This window comes from Mesorhizobium sp. WSM3879 (assembly GCF_002294915.1).
Taxonomy (GTDB): Bacteria; Pseudomonadota; Alphaproteobacteria; order Rhizobiales; family Rhizobiaceae; genus Mesorhizobium.
In genome coordinates, this window is sequence record NZ_NSFZ01000004.1 from 54,734 (window position 1) to 72,952 (window position 18,219).

General features: G+C 61.1%; 27 protein-coding genes. 16 read left to right on the top strand and 11 right to left on the bottom strand.

The window, feature by feature from the left end; all coding sequences use genetic code 11:
* Positions 1-232 precede the first annotated feature (232 nt).
* Together CK218_RS30920 and CK218_RS10105 are read right to left on the bottom strand one after the other, a co-directional pair.
* Positions 233-337 carry a putative RiPP precursor gene (locus CK218_RS30920; protein WP_210201060.1) on the bottom strand — a complete coding sequence of 35 codons (105 nt, stop codon included), beginning with the start codon at positions 335-337 and terminating at the stop codon, positions 233-235.
* Between the two features lie 344 nt (positions 338-681).
* Positions 682-891 carry a hypothetical protein gene (locus tag CK218_RS10105; RefSeq protein WP_066994857.1) on the bottom strand — a complete coding sequence of 70 codons (210 nt, stop codon included), beginning with the start codon at positions 889-891 and terminating at the stop codon, positions 682-684.
* A 1,410-nt stretch (positions 892-2,301) separates the two neighbouring features.
* Between CK218_RS10105 and CK218_RS10110 the strand changes: the two genes are divergently transcribed.
* The gene (locus tag CK218_RS10110) at positions 2,302-2,625 is read left to right on the top strand and encodes a hypothetical protein (RefSeq protein ID WP_245418710.1); all 324 of its coding nucleotides are present in this window, start codon (positions 2,302-2,304) and stop codon (positions 2,623-2,625) included.
* A 331-nt stretch (positions 2,626-2,956) separates the two neighbouring features.
* On the opposite strand, the gene CK218_RS10115 is transcribed toward CK218_RS10110, so the two are convergent.
* Positions 2,957-3,184 carry a hypothetical protein gene (locus CK218_RS10115; RefSeq protein WP_066994854.1) on the bottom strand — a complete coding sequence of 76 codons (228 nt, stop codon included), beginning with the start codon at positions 3,182-3,184 and terminating at the stop codon, positions 2,957-2,959.
* A 970-nt stretch (positions 3,185-4,154) separates the two neighbouring features.
* Here CK218_RS10115 and CK218_RS10120 point away from each other — a divergent pair.
* The gene (locus tag CK218_RS10120; RefSeq protein ID WP_095827608.1) at positions 4,155-4,340 is read left to right on the top strand and encodes a DUF3606 domain-containing protein; all 186 of its coding nucleotides are present in this window, start codon (positions 4,155-4,157) and stop codon (positions 4,338-4,340) included.
* Positions 4,341-4,433: 93 nt separating this feature from the next.
* On the opposite strand, the gene CK218_RS10125 is transcribed toward CK218_RS10120, so the two are convergent.
* Complete coding sequence (locus tag CK218_RS10125; protein ID WP_348628718.1) at positions 4,434-4,592, bottom strand: KTSC domain-containing protein; 159 nt, start codon at positions 4,590-4,592, stop codon at positions 4,434-4,436.
* Positions 4,593-5,224: 632 nt separating this feature from the next.
* Here CK218_RS10125 and CK218_RS30030 point away from each other — a divergent pair.
* On the top strand, positions 5,225-5,533 hold the full coding sequence (locus tag CK218_RS30030) for a hypothetical protein (protein WP_143749614.1): 309 nt from the start codon (positions 5,225-5,227) through the stop codon (positions 5,531-5,533).
* A gap of 40 nt (positions 5,534-5,573) precedes the next feature.
* On the opposite strand, the gene CK218_RS10135 is transcribed toward CK218_RS30030, so the two are convergent.
* The 3 genes from CK218_RS10135 to CK218_RS10150 form a co-directional block, all read right to left on the bottom strand.
* Positions 5,574-5,801 (bottom strand): DUF768 domain-containing protein, encoded by a 228-nt coding sequence (locus tag CK218_RS10135; RefSeq protein ID WP_066994842.1) that lies wholly within the window; start codon positions 5,799-5,801, stop codon positions 5,574-5,576.
* Positions 5,798-5,980 carry a hypothetical protein gene (locus CK218_RS10140; RefSeq protein ID WP_066994838.1) on the bottom strand — a complete coding sequence of 61 codons (183 nt, stop codon included), beginning with the start codon at positions 5,978-5,980 and terminating at the stop codon, positions 5,798-5,800. The genes CK218_RS10135 and CK218_RS10140 overlap by 4 nt, the downstream gene beginning before the upstream one ends.
* Before the next feature lie 215 nt (positions 5,981-6,195).
* Positions 6,196-7,185: an SDR family oxidoreductase gene (locus tag CK218_RS10150; RefSeq protein WP_095827966.1), complete on the bottom strand. Its 990-nt coding sequence runs from the start codon at positions 7,183-7,185 to the stop codon at positions 6,196-6,198.
* Positions 7,186-7,587: 402 nt separating this feature from the next.
* Between CK218_RS10150 and CK218_RS10155 the strand changes: the two genes are divergently transcribed.
* Both CK218_RS10155 and CK218_RS10160 read left to right on the top strand, forming a co-directional pair.
* A complete protein-coding gene (locus tag CK218_RS10155; protein ID WP_066994825.1) occupies positions 7,588-7,890 on the top strand; it encodes a DUF982 domain-containing protein in 303 nt (100 codons plus the stop codon).
* 109 nt (positions 7,891-7,999) lie between these two features.
* The gene (locus CK218_RS10160) at positions 8,000-8,521 is read left to right on the top strand and encodes a ferritin-like domain-containing protein (RefSeq protein ID WP_066994822.1); all 522 of its coding nucleotides are present in this window, start codon (positions 8,000-8,002) and stop codon (positions 8,519-8,521) included.
* Between the two features lie 16 nt (positions 8,522-8,537).
* Here CK218_RS10160 and CK218_RS10165 read toward each other — a convergent pair whose 3' ends face one another.
* A complete protein-coding gene (locus tag CK218_RS10165; RefSeq protein WP_095827609.1) occupies positions 8,538-8,744 on the bottom strand; it encodes a hypothetical protein in 207 nt (68 codons plus the stop codon).
* Between the two features lie 66 nt (positions 8,745-8,810).
* Between CK218_RS10165 and CK218_RS10170 the strand changes: the two genes are divergently transcribed.
* Complete coding sequence (locus CK218_RS10170) at positions 8,811-9,203, top strand: low affinity iron permease family protein (protein WP_095802613.1); 393 nt, start codon at positions 8,811-8,813, stop codon at positions 9,201-9,203.
* A 56-nt stretch (positions 9,204-9,259) separates the two neighbouring features.
* Here CK218_RS10170 and CK218_RS10175 read toward each other — a convergent pair whose 3' ends face one another.
* Entirely contained in the window at positions 9,260-9,502 is a 243-nt protein-coding gene (locus CK218_RS10175; RefSeq protein ID WP_095802614.1) for a hypothetical protein, read from the bottom strand.
* A gap of 366 nt (positions 9,503-9,868) precedes the next feature.
* Here CK218_RS10175 and CK218_RS10180 point away from each other — a divergent pair, with 366 nt between their 5' ends.
* The 10 genes from CK218_RS10180 to CK218_RS10225 all read left to right on the top strand — a co-directional run bounded on the left by CK218_RS10180 (position 9,869) and on the right by CK218_RS10225 (position 16,129).
* The gene (locus CK218_RS10180; protein ID WP_095827610.1) at positions 9,869-10,186 is read left to right on the top strand and encodes a hypothetical protein; all 318 of its coding nucleotides are present in this window, start codon (positions 9,869-9,871) and stop codon (positions 10,184-10,186) included.
* A 113-nt stretch (positions 10,187-10,299) separates the two neighbouring features.
* Entirely contained in the window at positions 10,300-10,554 is a 255-nt protein-coding gene (locus CK218_RS10185; protein WP_095827611.1) for a hypothetical protein, read from the top strand.
* 89 nt (positions 10,555-10,643) lie between these two features.
* Positions 10,644-11,618: an alpha/beta hydrolase gene (locus tag CK218_RS10190; RefSeq protein ID WP_095827612.1), complete on the top strand. Its 975-nt coding sequence runs from the start codon at positions 10,644-10,646 to the stop codon at positions 11,616-11,618.
* Positions 11,619-11,711: 93 nt separating this feature from the next.
* A complete protein-coding gene (locus CK218_RS10195; protein ID WP_143749615.1) occupies positions 11,712-12,143 on the top strand; it encodes a hypothetical protein in 432 nt (143 codons plus the stop codon).
* On the top strand, positions 12,140-13,360 hold the full coding sequence (locus CK218_RS10200; protein ID WP_095827614.1) for a divalent metal cation transporter: 1,221 nt from the start codon (positions 12,140-12,142) through the stop codon (positions 13,358-13,360). The genes CK218_RS10195 and CK218_RS10200 overlap by 4 nt, the downstream gene beginning before the upstream one ends.
* Positions 13,360-13,719: a hypothetical protein gene (locus CK218_RS10205; protein WP_067320534.1), complete on the top strand. Its 360-nt coding sequence runs from the start codon at positions 13,360-13,362 to the stop codon at positions 13,717-13,719. The genes CK218_RS10200 and CK218_RS10205 overlap by 1 nt, the downstream gene beginning before the upstream one ends.
* 2 nt (positions 13,720-13,721) lie before the next feature.
* Positions 13,722-14,051, top strand: coding sequence for a hypothetical protein (locus CK218_RS10210; RefSeq protein WP_095827615.1), 330 nt, complete (start codon positions 13,722-13,724; stop codon positions 14,049-14,051).
* A complete protein-coding gene (locus tag CK218_RS10215) occupies positions 14,017-14,844 on the top strand; it encodes a hypothetical protein (protein ID WP_245322510.1) in 828 nt (275 codons plus the stop codon). The genes CK218_RS10210 and CK218_RS10215 overlap by 35 nt, the downstream gene beginning before the upstream one ends.
* Entirely contained in the window at positions 14,841-15,233 is a 393-nt protein-coding gene (locus CK218_RS10220; protein ID WP_066994794.1) for a phage holin family protein, read from the top strand. The genes CK218_RS10215 and CK218_RS10220 overlap by 4 nt, the downstream gene beginning before the upstream one ends.
* On the top strand, positions 15,230-16,129 hold the full coding sequence (locus CK218_RS10225; RefSeq protein WP_095827616.1) for a hypothetical protein: 900 nt from the start codon (positions 15,230-15,232) through the stop codon (positions 16,127-16,129). Before CK218_RS10220 ends, CK218_RS10225 begins: the two co-directional genes overlap by 4 nt.
* A 160-nt stretch (positions 16,130-16,289) precedes the next feature.
* Here CK218_RS10225 and CK218_RS10230 read toward each other — a convergent pair whose 3' ends face one another.
* Both CK218_RS10230 and CK218_RS10235 read right to left on the bottom strand, forming a co-directional pair.
* Entirely contained in the window at positions 16,290-17,264 is a 975-nt protein-coding gene (locus tag CK218_RS10230) for a nucleoside hydrolase (protein ID WP_095827617.1), read from the bottom strand.
* A 256-nt stretch (positions 17,265-17,520) separates the two neighbouring features.
* The gene (locus CK218_RS10235) at positions 17,521-18,153 is read right to left on the bottom strand and encodes a hypothetical protein (protein ID WP_095826171.1); all 633 of its coding nucleotides are present in this window, start codon (positions 18,151-18,153) and stop codon (positions 17,521-17,523) included.
* Between the last annotated feature and the right edge of the window lie 66 nt (positions 18,154-18,219).

An 18,219-nucleotide genomic window follows, 5' to 3' on the forward strand; every position in this document is an offset into this window, starting at 1 on the left:
GGTGAACCTCTGCCGGAGACACACGCCGCGCGACCCAACCGGGACGATTGGCAGAATGTTCCCTTCCGCCGATGCGACAGAAGTCCGAGAGGCTGACGCTTTGGTCCCCATGCTGAAACCTAAGCCTCGCTGCATCATTTGATAGAGCCGGTGAGGAAGTGCGTCACCTTCCTGGTCGGTCGCAGCTAGAGAGATGCCCGCCATTTCCTGCCTGGAGTGACGGGCATCGTCCTTATCGGGACGTCGCGCCGTTCACGAGCGAGACGACGATCACGGCCGTAACGGCCGACAGGCGGTCACGCTTGACCAGGACGGGCTTTTCATAAGTGCGCTTCATGGCGAATCCCCCTTGCTGAAGTTGGCTCGCCGATCTGGCTGAGGCAGCACCCGACCGTCATTTAAAAAAGATGTAGGTCCGGAAGTAGCGACGAAAGGGCCGAAGCACGAGGAAAGCGGCGCTGCTCGACGACAAGGCCATAGAAAAGAAAAGCCCGCCGACCAAAGCCGACGGGCCATTTTCCCTCAAAACTGTGCGCCCCTTTCCCAGATGGTCCGCCCGATTCCGGGAACCCCGCACAAGCGTTTCCTAATACAGTCGCCCCCAAAGGGCTGTAGCCCAGCGGCAACAATGACGAATATTCACAAGGGGCGGGCGGCAGGCAGTCCAGTCCGTTCAGACCGTTACCTACCTAAAGGTAGCCTGGATAGCGAAACCAGTTCATTCTCGTCCACAATACCCGCCATGAAGTTGGCGATGATGCGAGAGGCCAGCGCCTCGCGCTGCTCCGTAGTTTGGCCATCATATTTCAACCGGTCGAAGACGCGGGCCAGAAATTCCAGCTCTTCCGGATCGAAAATTTCCGCTTCCAGTGCTCTTTGGCGGATCGCCATGGCGGTGAACTCCTATTCGTGCCTGGCTCTGCCGGCAGGCGTGCGCATGCGAACCCCAATGGGGAAACTCGAATTTGATTCAATATGGAACTCCCGTGAGCGTTCCCTTACCGCGAGATCTAAAAGAAAGGCCCGCCCCTGATGGGAGCCAGGGAGCGGGCCTGCGGAGAATGGGAGGCTCCGCCCGGCGGCTGTGCACGAGATCGGGAGGGAATTGCGCCGCCGCGCCCCAAACCTCTTCGAATGCGAGGTGTTCCTCCATGGCGGAACTTTTTCTTGGTGATCCGTTTGTCTCGGGCGGGAGGAGTGTTTCCGTACCGGTTGTCATCGGCATAGGCTTTGCCATCGTTCAAGCCTACGCACGCTGACACACCCTCTGTTTCATTTCAGGACGGAATATGCTGGCATCAGCCTTGCAAATAGGATGATGCCGGTACCCTCCCGGGTCGGCACTCGTCGGGCTTGGGGCTGGGCTATGGGGCGGCGAGCCCGGCGAGTTCTCAAATACATTAGCAACTGCTTGTAGACACAGCTGAACAGGCGGATAATCAGGCCACGCGCGTACGAGGAGCTTTGAGGGAGTTCCAGCCATGCGACCGATCCTGCTGATCGTCGCGGCCTTGCCGCGTTCTTCATCTGGGATGGCGTGGCGACCAAAGGCGCCGATCGAATCGCGCTGATGAAAAACATAGAGCAGGCCGAGCACTTCCAACGTCTAGTGCGGGTTTCTTTGAACCAATGATTTGAAAGCATTGTCGCTCCGGACGGAAGTCGGACATCCAAACGCATTGGTCCCAGTACTGAAACATTAAGCCCGTTCCGACATTTGGTAGGGCCGGCGGAATCCTTCAGTCGTCGGCGGAGAGAGGTCAGGTACCCGCCATACACTCCCCCGGGTGGCGGGTACCTGTTTGGTTTTGAACCCGCCAAGCCGCCTTCGTGGTGCTGCATTCGCACGTGGCGGGTATTGACCAAGTTCAGTGGACCAGAAAGCCCGTCGCGCAATGGCGCAAGCGCGACGGGCTTCTGTTGCTTACGCAGTAGAGCGGCCGCACCCTGAATGGGAGAAAACGAGTGCGGTCGCATGTTACCAACCCGACCGAACCTTTCGGGTTCCATCAGCCTGCTCGAATATTAGCGCCAGCTTGAAGCCGTAATATTGGCTGCACTGATCCGGCTCGGCTTTATCCTTATGAATGCGTTCCGGCTATACAATCAGGGGTATATGCTCATTGGTCAGCCGGCGCCGTGTTGCGATTCCGAGCCCCCGCCGGTCAGGCCCGGCTCAATTCTGGCCTTTGTCGGCCAGAGAGCCGGGCCGCTCCGGACACCGGCGCGGTGTACGCCTTTTGGAGAACTACTTTCTTTGCAGACAGCAATTAAAGTATCTTGCAGGAAAGGAGTGCTAAAATGCCGAATGAGAGCAAAAGGCTTATTGAAAAGAATTCCGAAAAGCTTGTATCAGAGGCCAACGCGCGCCGCGATTTTCTCAAGCAGGCTGGACGCTTTGCTGCGGTGACGCCTCCGGCCATTACATTGCTGCTCGGCACAAGCTTGAACTCCAAGGCGATTGCCAAATCGGGAGGAACACGTCCGGGCAATGGATGGGGTGACAAGAACCACGGTCACGTCGGTCCCAAGCCAAAGTTTCTTAAATCCGGCAACGGAGGGTCGCGGGGGGACAGCTATGGCGGCGGAGCCCATGGGGGCTCGAGGTCCGGCGATCCCAACTAGTGCCGTCGAGGAACGACCTCTTTCCGCTCGACTGAGGTTAGGCGGCCGGCGCATTGGTCGTTATGCTAGAAACAACTTGCCCGATGCATCATTTGGTAGGGCCGGCGAGGAAATGCGTCACCTTCTTCGTCGGCAGCAGTGAAATAGATGCCCGCCATTCCTGGAATGACGGGCATCTGTTGCGTCTCTCGGCTAGAGCGCTCTCCCAGTGCTGCATCGCCTGAGGATCATTTCACACAAGCTCTTCCGAACGCGCTCATTTTGCTCAGAACCCGTCTACGCGAACTTCGGCTTTAGTTGACTTGTTCCAGCCGAGGGCACCAGGCTCGCTTTAGCGCACCTTCTCGAGTTCTTCCAGCAGCTGGTCAGCGTCAGTTACACCGCGTCCAAAAAGGCTCATGACTTTGACCGCGACGTTTTCGCGCTCGTCCTTGCGTTCGATTTTGTGACTGGAGCAGTAGTCACTCACCGCCTTGGCCAGAATGTTGACCTCTGCAGGTTCAACTATACCGCATCCCGCACTTTTGGGCGGGACAGCATTGCGATCGCTTCCACGCATCGTTTACCTCACCCCGATACGCCACAACGGGGAAAGGATACACCCAAAAAAAGTCAGCTACGAGTCAATTGGATCGGACTGAGGTCCCGGGCAAATGGCCGATTGCCTCCATGCTGCGCTACGGAGCAACGGCCGCCCACCGAACTCTTGTCCGGCGTCACTGCGCGGTCTGTGAATTTCGTCTCGGCAGGAGCCCTATCGGCTTGGTTCGCGCATGACATTATAGAGGAGCAGGCCGGCCAGTATCGACACGACTGCGCTTAGCATATCATCGCCGGTCAGCCCTGATGAATATGCGAAAGTTGATGCCAGTTCGGCCATCGTTCGACCCAAGGAGTGCGGGATTGCCCGAGGAGAACTTTTAGATGCCGCTAAAGTTCCTAGTGAGCGCTGGCGGGCTGTCTCCTCATGCCGCGAAGGTGTTTCGGGTCGTACCGGGTGCAGTGTGAACGCCGTCAGACGGCACATTTATGTTCGGCCGGAGATCCCATTCCCAAGCGGAGGAACGCTAGACCCGTTGCCGTGACCCGCCAAGGTAAGACAACGGGCCTAGCTATCGGTTCGCTTCGCAAGTCGGTGACACTGTCGCCGCAAACCGAACCCAACTCCAAAGCCCAGGGCAAAGCCCGCCCAGTCATCTACGCAGTTCATTAGCAGGTCCGCAGTAACAAATGTTAATGGTGCACTACTGGCTTGACGAGAAAGGCGCCGCTGGAGGAAAGACCGACGCAAGCGACCTTGGCCCGTCGCAGCGCCCAAGGAATCCGCGCAACGGGCCAAGTAACCCGGCCTTTGGCTTTGTTGAGGCCGGTCCTCCCATCCTCCGCCGTGGCGGGCGGAGTGACGTTAATCCTGCACGAGCCAGCAGTCCGTTTTCGATAACTTTTGTTAGTCCTGGCTAAAATTGCCGCTTGCCACGCCTGGAACATTCCTGCGCGGCCGCTGTTATTCCCTGCCGGAGGAACAAGCGATGGCAGACGACAAGAGCAAGCGTGGTGGTAGTGACCGCACCCGGGTATCAGCGGACGATGACTACGAAGTCCGGCATTTCGCCAACAAGGTCGGGCTGACGGCGCAACAGGTTCGCGATCTCATCAAACAGCACGGCAACGACCGGAAGACCTTGGAACGCGAGGCCGAAAGGCTTCGCGGATGACCAAGAGCTCCAACGCAGCGGCGATCGCCGGGATCCACGCCAAATCATGAGCAGCGCAGCACGAGCCGCTTGAACTGGACGCTGAATAGCCGGTCAATCATTGTCATCGCTTGTTACGCGACGATATCGGAAGCGATTGCGGATGTGCGCGTTGAAAAAGCGTCCCTTGGCAAAGGCTGATCGGAATGCCGCGAACGTCTCCGGCGGCACCCCCCCTCGAACTCGTAGCGTTTCCCGCTGGCCACAAACCATACGGAAAGAATCCCTTTGGCCGGATCATATTCTGTTTTCTTGATCGAGGTGGATGGCATGGCACGGCACCCGGTGATCTGGCATAGAGCGAACGATCCGGCCGGCCTTTTGTTTCCGAAGCTAGTGAATGAGAGCCAAGTCTCGCAGCCGACGCCGCCGTCCCAGATGCGGACGGGCAGCGGCAGCGCGAGCGCCGCATTCCATGGCATCGAAAAAGCCCGCAGACCGGAGCCTGCGGGCTGAGTATTCTGGAGGTTGGTACCTGAGTGCGCAAACCTGGCAACGTGCGCAGCAGGCATCCAATCAACAAAATCCGACAGCGACCGTTCCCTAAAATTCTGGACCTCGGCCACCGGTCCCAGCGAATTCGGGACAAATGTCGTACGGGCCAACTCAAAGGTCGGGGGCAGGAAACATCTTGCCAGAAACTTCATTGGGTCGCGACTGGCGAGGATGAGCCCCTGCCACCCTCGAGGTCATCTCAACAGACGGAGAGTTCGCAAAGGTTGCCAGGCAGGCCGAGCGGCTGGGCGATAGCAGGTAAATGGCAAATCAGTCTGTTCATCGGCCCCGCACTGTTCGAGGCTCTTATCCTCGGTCTGGCACTTAAGATTGGAACAACGGAGGCAATTATGATCGAAACATCCAAAGTCTTGGCCACCAAGTTGACGGGTCTCCAAGAGAGGCTGCGGGCGGCCAACGTGAGCATGGATGACATGCAGGCATTTCAAAGGGTCGCTGACCATATGGACAACGGTCGCGGCGGCATCGACGCCGACGATCTGATCGCGCTCTCCTTTGTCATGTCGGATGACGCTGAGCGATCGCAGATGGAAACAGCGCCGGCGATCGAGCCTGCAGCCCATAGGCAGCATCGGTCTGTCGGCCGATCCCGCGGCGCGAAAGGGACGGGCTACATCGTTCCGCGCAAGGCGGGCTGAACGCGCCCCTATCCGGGTTAATTGCTGGCTGCCTTGGCTTTCAATCGGATTTGCTCGAGTCTTCAAGTCCGACGATTGCAGCCAGTATGGCATCGTAAGCGCTCCCGATCTCCTCTTCAATCTCATGCTCGGAAACACCTGCGGCCTTCGCATCTGCAAAGAGCTTGGTCGTCAATTCCGCGACGGAAATGATGTCAGCGCCGACGCTGCCGCGCATCACGTTGTCGGTAATCCATTCGCCAAAGAATTCGGCCCCGCGTTCGCTCATAGGCGATGCTGCGCCTTCAGAAAATGAGCCTCTCGAAGCAGAGAATTCCAATCGGTCCCGATCAACTCGATCAGTTCGCGGGCTTGCTCTTCGGTAATGTCTGCCTCCCTGGCCAATCGGCCGGCCAGGATCTCAACGGCACCGTCATGCGAGTCGCCTTTGTCGGTGTGCTCGTTCATGGAAACCTCCTAGCCTTGAAACTGTCGAAAGGCCGACAGGTTCAGGCTGTACCGAAAAATCCTGAATTCCTTCGGACTCTTCCCGGCGTCTGCGACTGCCTGGCCGGCCGTTTGGCTAATCAGGTTGGCTGGGCAGCCGTCAGGCCGGATTACCAAGACGGCCGGCGGATCGAGAACCGCCTTCTTCATCAAGACCTTCATATAGGCGGCCGCGGTCAATAGCCCCCAATGATCGGCAGGATCTCGCCGGTGATGTAGCTGGAGCATTGCGGCGAAGCGAGAAATACATAGGCAGGCGCGATCTCTTCCGGCTGGGCTGGCCGTTTCATCGGGGTCTTTGCCCCAAACTGCGAGACCTTGTCCGCTTCCTTCTCCGACGGGTTCAGCGGCGTCCAAACCGGCCCCGGCGCCACGGCATTGACGCGAATGCCCTTGCTGATCAGGTTACCAGAGAGCGCCCGGGTGAAGGCGTGAATGCCGCCCTTGGTCATCGAATAATCGATGAGTTCCTTCGAGCCTTCGATGCCGGTGACCGACCCGGTGTTGATGATGGCCGAACCCGGCTTCATGTGCGGAACGGCTTCCTGGGCCATGTGGAAGTAGCCGTAGAGATTGGTCTTCAGCGTGGTGTCGAAGTGCTGCTCGGTGAGGTCGGCGAAATCGGTCGAATGCACCTGGAAGGCAGCGTTGTTGACGAGCACGTCGAGCCTGCCGAAGGCCTTCAGCGTCCGCTCCACCGCCTTGTGGCAGAAGGTCCGCCTGGCCACGTCGCCGCGCATGATGATGCAGCGCCTGCCTTCGGCCTCGACCGCCTGCTTTGTCGCCTTCGCGTCGCGATCCTCGCTGAGATAGGCGATGGCGATATCCGCCCCTTCCCGGGCGAACAACACGGCAACTGCGCGGCCGATGCCGGAATCGCCGCCGGTGATCAGCGCCACCTTGCCTTCCAATTTGTTCGACCCCTGCCAGAACGGCGCGTCGTAGAGCGGCGCGGGCTCGATCGCCCATTCCTCGCCGGGTTTCGGATGATGCTGCTTCGGGAAAGGCGGCACTGGGTATTCCCGCGCGCCGGCCTGCATGGCGCCTTGTGATTTGGATTTGCCATTCGACTTGGCGCGATCGGTCGCGTCGACCTTGCGTTGCACGCTCCGCTGCTTGCTGGCCGCCTGCTCGGAGGTGGATTTGATCCGCGGGGCCGATTTCATCGGTGTGGCGGAGTCGGTCATCCTGGCGGATTTCGTCGGCATCAGTGTCTCCTTCGCTTTCGAGGGACAACGCACGCGAACAGAAAAGGTTGGCCTCGCTCCGAAGCTGCCGGCTCTCAATCCGGACATCGGTCGCGACCTCCGTCGGGACCTCAATCACGGCCGCCACCACCTCCGGCGCCGCTCACCCGGACGGCGATCAGTCAGGAGCACGTTTTTTGACCGCCACGGGCCGGCTGAATGCAACTACCCGGCAGCAGCTTCGTTTTATGCGATCTCAAACAGGCGGTAGCACCATGAAATCCTTTCGGACCGATAATCCCTTGGCGGCGGCGCCGACCGCGGACCTCTTCGTCGGGCCCGCCCGGCCTGTGTGCGAATGGCTAGGACGGTGAAAGAGCCTTGAGCAGATTCCTGCCCCTCACCATCCACTTCGTCAACGGCGGCACGATGATGGTGTCGTCGATCGCTGACGCCAAGAAGGCGCTTGGCCGGAAATGGAAGAGCAAGGACTCACCAGCCTATCGCAAGGCGGTCCGGCTGGTGGAAGACGCGACCAATGGGATTTGCCGGCCGGCAATCGCCTTTGCCGCCTTCAAGAAGGCGGCCGCCGAGCAGGGTCTGCTGGAGCATGCGGGTCCCAGTGCAGCGCTCAGCATGCTCGACCAACTTTCGTCTCGCAACGGCAAGGGCACGCCGAAGTAACGCTCGCGCACCTCGGCTCGTCGTCCCAGCTTCAAAAAATATTTCGCGGGAACATCGGTCGATCCCACCGGTTTTGTTTGGTCAAGAAAGTCGAACGAAGGAGACGTCGATGGCAAAGAAAAGTTCGTCCGGCGCGGCGAACGGCTTGGAAAGCCTGTTCGTGGATGGCCTGAAAGACCTTTATTATGCAGAGAAAAAGATCCTGAAGACGCTGCCTAAGATGGCCAAGGCGGCGCAGTCACAGGAAGTGGGCGCGGCCTTCGAAAAGCATCGCACCGAGACTGAAGCTCAGGTCGACCGGCTCGAGCAGGTTTTCGAAATGCTGGGCAAGCCGGCGCGCGGCAAGACGTGTCCCGCGATCGATGGCATCATTGAAGAGGGTTCGGAGATCCTCGAGGAATACAAGGACGAGCCGGCGCTCGACGCGGGCCTTGTGGCTGCCGCCCAGGCGGTCGAGCATTATGAAATAGCGCGCTACGGCACGCTGATTGCCTGGGCGGAGCAACTGGGCCTGAAAGACGCCCTCCCCTTGCTGCGCGACACCCTCAAGGAAGAATCCGCTACCGACGAGACACTTAGCAAGCTCGGCGAAAGCGGTGCGAACAAGCGGGCCATGCAGGCGGCCGCGTAAGGCGCCCGATAAACGCTTATTCGCATGCCAAAAGTCGACTTGGCGACGCGGCCCCGGTCTCTTTGACCGGGGCCGCGATTACGGGGCCCGCCTCCTCGCGAAACGCTGCAAGTTTTTGCAGCGGAGCGGTCGCCTTCTTGGCGTCGCGCCCGCCTTCAGTTGATTTCTTGCCGGTGCCCAGCGCCAAGGACAGGATAAACGGCTGCATTTCGGTGCAGTTCATCCGGCACACTATCCTCAGGCTGGCTTGGCGGGAAATTTCGTCAGGGTGAAAGTCCGGAGTTCAACATTGGAAAAAGCATTCAATCGGCTCGCGGAGAATGTCGCCCATGCCGCGGGTCGTGCATGGGCCTTCGTCTTGTGCGTGGTTTCGGTGGTCCTCTGGGCCATTGCCGGCCCGGCCTTTCATTATTCCGAGACTTGGCAGCTGATCATCAACACCGCGACGACGATCGTTACTTTCCTGATGGTTTTCCTGATTCAAAATACCCAGAATCGCGACGGCGTGGCCATTCAGGCGAAGCTCGATGAGCTCATTCGCTCAGGCCGCGCAAAAAACGACTTCATCGGCATCGAGCATCTCACGGAAGCGGAGGCCCAAGAATTCATAACCAGGTGTGCCCAAACCAAGACCGCCAGCAAGGGGACGATCGCATCTCATGTCGAAAGCCGCCCTGCCTAAAACATATCCACCGAAAGTCGAAACCGGCTTCGGGACCAAGACGTGCGTGACAGGCTTTAGTCGCCACGATGCTTGTTGTGGCCGCTTTCCTGATTCTTGCCGCGAAGGATGTTGCGATCATCGGGGTCGACGAGGTCGGGCGTGTCGCTCCTGAGGTCCGAACCTTTCCGCCGCGCTTCGCGCTCCGCGGCCGGCTGCTTCAGCTCCGCCTTGGCGTCGAATTCCTTGGGCGCGTTCTTCGTGTTCTCACGTTCTTCCAGGATGCGCACTTGCTGGTCATGGGTTCTGCGTCCGCTCATCGGTTCCTCCTGTTCTTTCGTCGGTAACGGCAGTTGGACTCGATCGTTCCGAACATGCGCAAGGCGTTTCGGGTGCCTGAAAGTCAGGGCGCCAGATGACCTAATCACGCGGGAAATCGAAACCGACTGCGAGGTGTCGAGGAGGTGATCCGGTCGATCGAGGAACGCTGCTGCGGAGCCGCCATTCCTGCGCTAAGCGTTCCAGATCGACTGGAGGGCGCAGCTTCCCGTCGGGCCGTGGATGAGCGATCCCGTCTGCCGCGAAGATCCTCGTTGTAACCGCTCAGACGAAAGACGCGGCAACGCAAGCCCCGCCAGAGGAACATTGGCAGACGGCGGCCGTTCTCAGCTCGAAGGAGGCGGCTCATGAGTGCAACCAAGGAGTTCTTTCGAAGCTGGCTCGAGGAGAACGTCGGGAACTTGCCTGCCGACACACAAGTCAGCGTTCCGGTGCTTGTGCGACAGTTCGAGCAGGACGCCGACGCCGCGGGCTACGGGCACGAGGTTCGCGAGGAGGAAATCGGCAATATCGAAGATGCAATCGAACGGGCGCTCGACATGACGGCCGAGCAGGAGGACCCGACAGAATCAAATCATCGGAAAGAGACCTCGCTTGCCCCGGTCATTGAAGCTCCCGAGGAGTCGGAACCGGCACAGGCGGAAGACCATGAGGATCGGGACTGACCAACTGCCGCACGGGATAGCCGGAACAAAGAAACAGCTCGCCTGTTGGGCTGCTTGTGAACAGATCGGCACGTGATCCGCCGACGTGGCAGGCCAGATAGGTAAGTAAGCCAATGACGAAGCATTCTGCAAAGGACGATCCGTCCAAACTGGGATCGGACAGTGACCGGGCGAGCGAGCAAGGCACAAAGCGAACAGATAAGCGTCTGCCGCAGGAAGATCCTGTCGAGGGCGCGCGTGACACGGTGGAACGCGAGCTTGAACGGCAAGATCGACCGGTCGACGCTCAGGGAAGAGAGCGCGAACGCAGGGCTCTCCAGGAACAGGTCGATGAGGAGACGAAGCTGCCTCAGAAGGGCTCGGCCTGAAAGCTCCTTCTTTGGAAGCCAGCGCCTGGGTACATCCGCCGCTTCTCTCAACAGCGGCTTGTGCCATGGCTCCGTAGCAGCACGGGATCATGCCTGACATCGCCACGTTCAACGACGTGGTCCTCCTCCTTGCCGCGGCAGCGGCCGGGCTTGCCCTCTACAATGGCCTGCGGGCGCGGCGGGCGTTACGCGGCCGACGTTTTGGACGCTTCGTCGAAGTCGACGGAGCGCGGCTGCACCTGATCGAGGATGGCCAGGGCATGCCGCTGTTGTTGCTGCATGGCAACGGCTCTTCGGCCGAGGATTTCACGACAAGCGGCATCGTCGACAAAGCGGCCGCAGACTATCGTGTTCTGGCTTTCGACAGACCAGGCTTCGGCAGGAGCTCGCGCCCGATCGGCAGGATCTGGTCGGCCGCCGCGCAGGCCGATCTGATCGATGCCGCGGCCGCCAAACTCGGAATTGGACGCTATATTGTTCTTGGCCACTCTTGGGGTGCCGCCGTTGCGCTCGAGATGGCGCGACGGCGCCCTGGGCGCGTTGCCGGGGTCGTGCTTGTCTCCGGCTACCACTATCCATCGCCAAGGTTCGAACTCGCCCTGTCGGGGTTGCCGATCTTGCCTTTGATCGGAACGGCCTTCCGCCACACCTTGCTGCCGCCGCTGGTCAGGCTTGGCTGGGCTTGGTCAATGCGAAAGATATTTGGCCCGGCGGCGATCTCGGCGGCATTCACCGCAACGACGAGGGAGTTGGCGAGCCGCCCCTCGCAACTGCGGTCGATCGCGGCGGAGTCCTTCCTGATGTGGATCGCAGCGGCGTTTGTGACGCCTCGGCACAACGACATTTCCGTTCCTGTTGGGATAATCGCCGGCGCCGGCGATCAGCTTTTCGACGCGCCGGCCGAGGCGTTTCGGCTGCACGCGGATCTCGCAAACTCGGTAGTCGATATCGTCTCCGATGCCGGGCATATGGTGCACCTGACAGCCCCGCAGGCGGTGCTCGCCATGATCGACAAGATCGCCGCTCTTTCGACCACCGAGGACGCGCAGCGGAGCGACCGATGAGCGGCAGTGCCGTGCAACCGGCCTTCGACGGGGAACCTTCCGATCGGCGCCGCTTTATCTCCATGTTCGAAGCGGCAGCAGTGAGAGGAAGCATTGCGCAGCATTGCTCGGCGGAAACTGCCTTTACTGCAGGTGCTTGCGCTGACACTTGCTTCCTGCTCCTCGTCTGAAACCGTCGAACAGCAATCGAAGCGTGCCGCCTCGACCGCGCAGGCGGCGGTGCTGGTCACCGATGCCTGGCTCTCCGGCGCCGCGCCGTCCCACTACGCGTCCTCTGCCCTACAATCCTTCGCCGAGACGCTCGCCGATGCCGGCCGGCAAGTCGAATCGGCCTCGCCGTCCGATCCTGCGACGCGAGACACGCTGAAGGCGGCGGTCAGCCGGCTGTCCACCGCGGCAAGCGGGGCCGAGTGCGCGGTCGAGGCCGGACAGCAGGCGCAGGCCAGCCGGGCACGCAACGAGCTTCGCGCCGCGCAGGCGGATCTCGCCACGGCCTATCGCGGCTATTTCGCGCCGCAACGATGAAGAAGCTGCTGGAAATTTCGCTTGGCGTCGTGACCAGCGTCGGTGGCTTCCTGGAGGTCGGTTCGATGGCGACAGCGGCGCAGGCAGGCGCCCTGTTCGGCTTCCAACTTATCTGGGCGATCGTGCTCGGCACCATCTGCATAATCTTCCTGGTCGAGATGGCCGGTCGCTTCGCCGCCGTGAGCCATCACACCATCGCCGACGGTATCCGCGAACGCTTCGGCTTCAATGCTTTCCTTTGGCCGCTGCTTGCAGTCGTGCTGGTCAATTTCCTGGTCCTCTCGGCAGAAATAGGCGGGGTTGCCATCGCTGCCGAGCTTGCCACCGGGATCAGCTTTCAATGGTGGGCATTGCCAGCGGCTTTCCTCGCGTGGCTGCTGCTGTGGAAAGGCACGTTCGGCCTCATCGAGAAAGGCGTGTCGATGCTTGGCCTGATCACGCTCTGCTTCGTCGTCGCCGCGGTGATGCTGAAGCCCGAATGGAAACAGGTGGCTGCCGGTGCCGTGCCCAGCCTGCCGCAACACGATACGGCGAACTACTGGTTCATGGCCGTCAGCATCCTCGGTGCTTCCATCTCGCCCTACCTTTTCATGTTCTATTCCTCGGGCGCGGTCGAGGATCAATGGGACAAGAGCTATCTCGGCACCAATCGGGCGATTGCCGGTCTCGGCATGAGCTTCGGAGGAACGATCTCCGTGGCCGTGCTGATCGTGGCCGCGCTTGTGCTCGGCGCCCATGGCGTGAACCATGTGGACGACTACAACCAGCTCCCGCTGATGCTGATCTCGGTGTTCGGCTTCTGGGGCTTCGTCCTTTTCGTCGCATCGCTCGGCATCGCCTGTTTCGGAGCCGCTCTGGAAGTGGCGCTGCAGCAGGCTTATCTCGTCGCGCAAGGGTTCGGCTGGATCTGGGGCGAGGATCTCAAGCCGCGCGACGATCCCGGCTTCAGTCTCGTCTACACGCTCACGCTTTTTCTTGCAGCCGTTCCGATAGCGCTTGGTCTCGACCCGCTGAGGCTCACCATCTTCTCAATGGCGTTGACCGCCGCCAGTCTGCCGCTGACGGTCGTGCCGTTCCTCTTCCTGCTGAATGACGAGCGCTATGTCGGCCAGCACCGCAACGGCGTCATCTCCAATGCCGCCGTGATCTTCGTCATCGCGCTCGGCTTCGTGCTGGCGGTGGTGACTATTCCCCTGCAGATATTCGGAGGCACCTGATGCAGCTGCTGCGCGATATCCTGGACAAGCAGGTCGTCGACCGCGAGCAGGTCAAGATCGGCAAGGTGGATGGACTGGTCGCCGAGCTGAGGCAGGGCAAGCCGCCGAGGGTCGTTGCGGTCGAGCTTGGCGCGATTGCGCTGGCCCGACGGCTTGGCGCTCGGCCTGGGCGATTAACGGCGCGGCTGGCCGCAAGGCTGAGCGGGAAGCAGCAGGCACGGCCGCATCGCATCGCTTGGACCAAGGTGCGCGACATCGGCGTCGACATCGAATTCGATATCGACGTGCGCAGGACCAAGATCTTGGCCTGGCAGAGCTGGCTGCGCGATCGCATCGTCGGCCGAATCCCGGGAGCCTGAGGATGGCAAATGTGAATCTCGAGCATCTGGCTGGCCGGCGCGTTCTCACGCAGGGCGGCAGGAGCATCGGCCATATCGAGGAGGTCATCGCCGAGCAGGACGGCGACGACCTCGTCGTCACCGAATTCCATGTCGGCATCTTCGCAGCTTTTGAACGCCTGTCGGCCTCGGCCATCGGCACCGCATTGCTCGACTTTTTCGCGCTGCGCTGCCGCGAGGGCCTCTACCGCATACCTTGGGACAAGCTCGATATCTCCGATCCGGCGCAGCCGCGGCTGCTCTGTTCGGATGACGAGCTTGCCGGCTTCGGAGGCGCCGATCGGGGTAAGTAGCTACTTACAAAAAATCCTGGTCGCGAAAGGGAACATCGCGGCCAGCGCGAAGTTGGAACAGGCAAGGAGGAGCCTGCGCCATGAACAGTGTCATCTATCTTATCGGTCTCATCGTGGTTGTGCTCGCGATACTCTCCTTTCTCGGCTTTCACTAGGAGGCGTCATGCAGCGCGAAAATAATCAGGGCCGCGAGCCGGCCGACTTCGCCAAGGCGAAGACCGAAGTTTCCGATCGAGTTAAGAAAGAAACCCAAAGCGCCGGCGAAGCGCTCCACGATGCCCGCGACGAGGTCGCTCGCAGGGCAGTCGACTATGCGTCGGAAGCACAGGAGGTCCTGTCGGAGAGGGCCGAGGAAACGCAGCGCGACATCGGATCGAGCCTGGCGGCATTCGGCGGCGCTCTGCGTGCGGCAAGCGACCATCTGGCAAACAGCGACCAGAGCTCGGCGTCGAATTTCATGCGGGATGCGGCAGGCGGACTGGAGAGGCTGTCCTCCTCGTTGAAGCAGAAGCCCTTCGGCGAGGTGCTTGAGGAAATTCAGAACTTCGGCCGCCAAAATCCCGGCACTCTGATCGCTGGTTCGGTGCTGGCAGGACTGGCGCTCGGACGGTTCATAAAGGCTTCTCCCCCGGAAACACGCCGCGCGGGGCAGAGCGCAGCGACGCCACGGAAGACTGGTAGGGAAACGAGCAGGCAGACTGGTGCGCAGGCGAGCGAGCCATGGGATGACGCGACGACCAATTGGGGCGTCGACGGCGGCGCTCCCAGGAAGGCAGCGGAGCTAAAGAAATGAACACTCAAGACAACCAAAGCCTCGGCACTCTGGTCGCCGATCTGGCACAGCAGGTGAGCACGCTGGTGCAAACGGAGGCCAGACTCCTGCGGGCGGAGCTATCCGAGAGCGTGACTAAAGCGGAGGCCGGCGCCGTCGGGGTTCTGGGCGGCGCGGTATGTCTTCTCGCCGCGCTGATAGTGCTGCTGCAAGCGCTCGTCATTGCCCTGACCCGCCTCGGCCTGGGCGCCGGCTGGTCCGCCTTGCTCGTCGGAGTGGTCGTTGCCGTGCTGGGTGTCATCCTCCTGCGGACCGGCATGGCGAGCATGTCGCCCTCCGAGCTCGCGCCGGACCGTACGCAGGAGCAACTGAAGCGTGACGCGAACGTAATCAAGGAACAAGCGAGATGAGCGACAAATCCGCAGCCGAACTCGAACACGAAGCCGAGGCCACGCGAGCAAGGGTGGTAGCGACCGCCGAGTCCATTCGAGGCAAGATGACGCCCGGCCAGCTCTTCGATGAGTTCACCGGTATTTTCAGCGGCGGTGCAGGCTCCGACATGCTCCACAACCTGAAGGCTCAGGTGCGAGACAATCCTCTGCCACTGACTGTAATCGGCGCCGGTCTGGCCTGGCTGATGCTGGGCAGCGGCACTTCCGCCGCAACCGCCGCGCCCGGCTACGCGACCCGTCGCGGTTCCGACGGGCATGACGGCACACCCACGGCGGGAACCGGAGCCATGACTTCGGACACCTATGCCTCTGTCGGCGACATGGCCAGCGGTGCGGCCGGCACTGTCTCGGGAATGGCCAGCAGTGCGGCCGGCACCATGTCTGACATGGCCAGCAGCGCAGCCGGCAGCGTATCTGGCATGGCAAGCGGCGCGGCGGAGACGCTGACGAACTCGGCGACAGCCACCGCCGACATGGCGACGAGGGCCACTCGTTCCGCGCAGCAGTTGATGGAGGATCAGCCTCTGGCAGTTGCTGCTGTCGGTCTCGCGATCGGAGCGGCGATCGGCGCGATGCTGCCCCACACGCAACTCGAAGACGAGCGGCTCGGCGGCTATCGCGAACAGCTTCGCGAAAGGGCCGAGGACGCGCTCGAGAAGGGCGTCGACCAGGTGAAGCAGGTTGCAGCCGAAGCCTACCAGGCGGCCAGCGAGGAAGCAGGACGGCAGGCGTCGAGTGAAGGCACGCTCGCTGACAAGGTCAGCGATGTCGTCAAGTCCGCTGCCGACAAAGCCGATCAGGCGGTGCACCGGAGGCTGTCCGATACCGAACCGTCGACAACGAACAAGTCCTGATCTGAACAGACCGGATCGGTTTGCAATCGCGTTCGAGGACCATTTCGGGTCGGGCACGTCTGGTGAACCATTCGAGCCCGACCCGTTGGATGGCTGTGGGTAGAAGCCGCGCCACAGGCTCGGGCGCGCCATCGCGGCTCTCTCGCCGGAGCGAGCCTTTTTAGCTTTTTGGGGATGGCTCCGCGAAACTTCCCCTGCAGACAGCGTAAATCCTCGCCAAGATTCCTGCAGCATCGCCACCAACGCACACCGACTGCGTTGGACGTTGATCCCATTTGTTCGGTGAATAACTGGCGGCGCCCAGTCTCTGCACGGTCATACCTGCCGCCGGGCCGTCCTCCAATACGACGATCGAACCGGATCGGGTGGCGAATAAGTGCGGGTCGGTCAGGTAGACTGCGGCGCTGCAGTCGTGCACAAGCATACCCGCTTCGCCCCATTGCAGGTAGAAGTCGATGTAGCCTTGGGACAGTGCGGCTACCATTTGCATGGCGGCATCGGCACCTTCCGAGGCCGCGGCGAGATCCTGTCGCGTCATCACCGTTCGATTTGTGAGATTGAGCGGAACCGCGGTCACTTTCCACGAGGCTGCAAACACTCGATCGGCTGCCTTCGGATCTGCATAGATATTGGCCTCGGCAACGGGCGACACATTGCCAGGGACTTCGAACGCGCCACCCATGACGACGACGTCCTGCACCAGATCTGCTATCGCCGGATCGGCCTCCAGTGCCCGCGCCAAGTTGGTCAGGCCTCCGACAGCAAGCAACCGCACCTGACGCGGATTCTGCCGGACGGTATCGACGATGAATCGCGCGGCAGTGTCCTTCTCCTCCCGCGCTTCCTGGGCAATAGGATAATCCCCCAGCCCGTTCGCGCCATGAACATGGACAGGATAGGGGTGCGGCGCCCCGGACCAGTTTAGCGGAACGGAAGCACCGGCGTGAACGGGCGCTTTGATCCCCCAAGCCTCGGCGAGGAATCTGGCATTGCGCGTTGTAACCGATATCGATGCGTTGCCGAAGACAGTTGTGATGCCGAGCAGTTCGATGTTCGGATGACGGTGCAGGTAAAGCAGCGCGAGGGCATCATCTACGCCAGGATCGGTATCGAAAAGAATTCTCTGCTTTGTCATGTCTCTATGGTCACGCTCTTTCCCACACTGCCGCCAATTATCTTAGCCAGCCTTCTTCGAGAGGCGAGGCCGACAGAATCGTGGCTCCGAGTGTCACCACCGAAGGGTATCGTGAATATGTCGCCGGGTGACGCGCTTGGCGCGTTTCTCGTCGGCGCGCCGGTCTCCTCGCCGCCCGGTGGGGACCGCGAGGCCGACATCGCTGTCCTCAAAGGGCGCTGCGGTCCGCCCAAAAGATGACACGGCGCTCCCTACCTCAGCGGAGGAGCCCGTTGCGCTCGAAGTCTTCCCAGCCGCGCAGGTTGGAGTGGACTGCCTCGCTTTGGCTGTCGTCGGTTGCGGCCGCGCCGCGGCTCTTTTGCGAGCGCTTGAGCGCCGCCTTTGCAGCGGCTCGGCGTCGGTTCTCGGCGGCTCTCGCAGCGTCTTCCTCGCGCCAGACCGCTACAAGGTCACGGTCGAGCACATCCTCAATCAGGCGCGGATCAAAAACGTGGAAGGTGATCTTCCTCGCGCGGCCACGCAGTTTCACCGTCCGCGTCCCGGCGCTCTGCAAGCGGCCGGCCTTGAGCCAGCGGTGACGCTCGCCCGCCGAGATCGTCAGAATGTCCTCGACCTCGCGAGGCATGACGGGCAGGTCTTCGATGTCCTGCATGGCTTTGGACACGATCGCCGATGCGGCCTCAACATTGGCATGGGAGCCCTCCGGCAGACGCAAGGTAAGCACCCGGGACTCGCTATGGAGCAGGCTTCTCAAGTCCGTCGGAAGGCGAGCGCGCATTTCAAGAAAAATGCCCCTCGCCCGCACCGACGATCCAAGCGTCGCCGCCGGGGATAGCGGCCACTCTGCAACCAGCCGTGCAGTCGAATCGATTTTTCTGCTCGCGGGCATCCCTTTAAGTAGGAGTCCTGCCCTGCGAACTCAACGCGAAGCGAGCCTGCACCGGTCTGCAGCAAC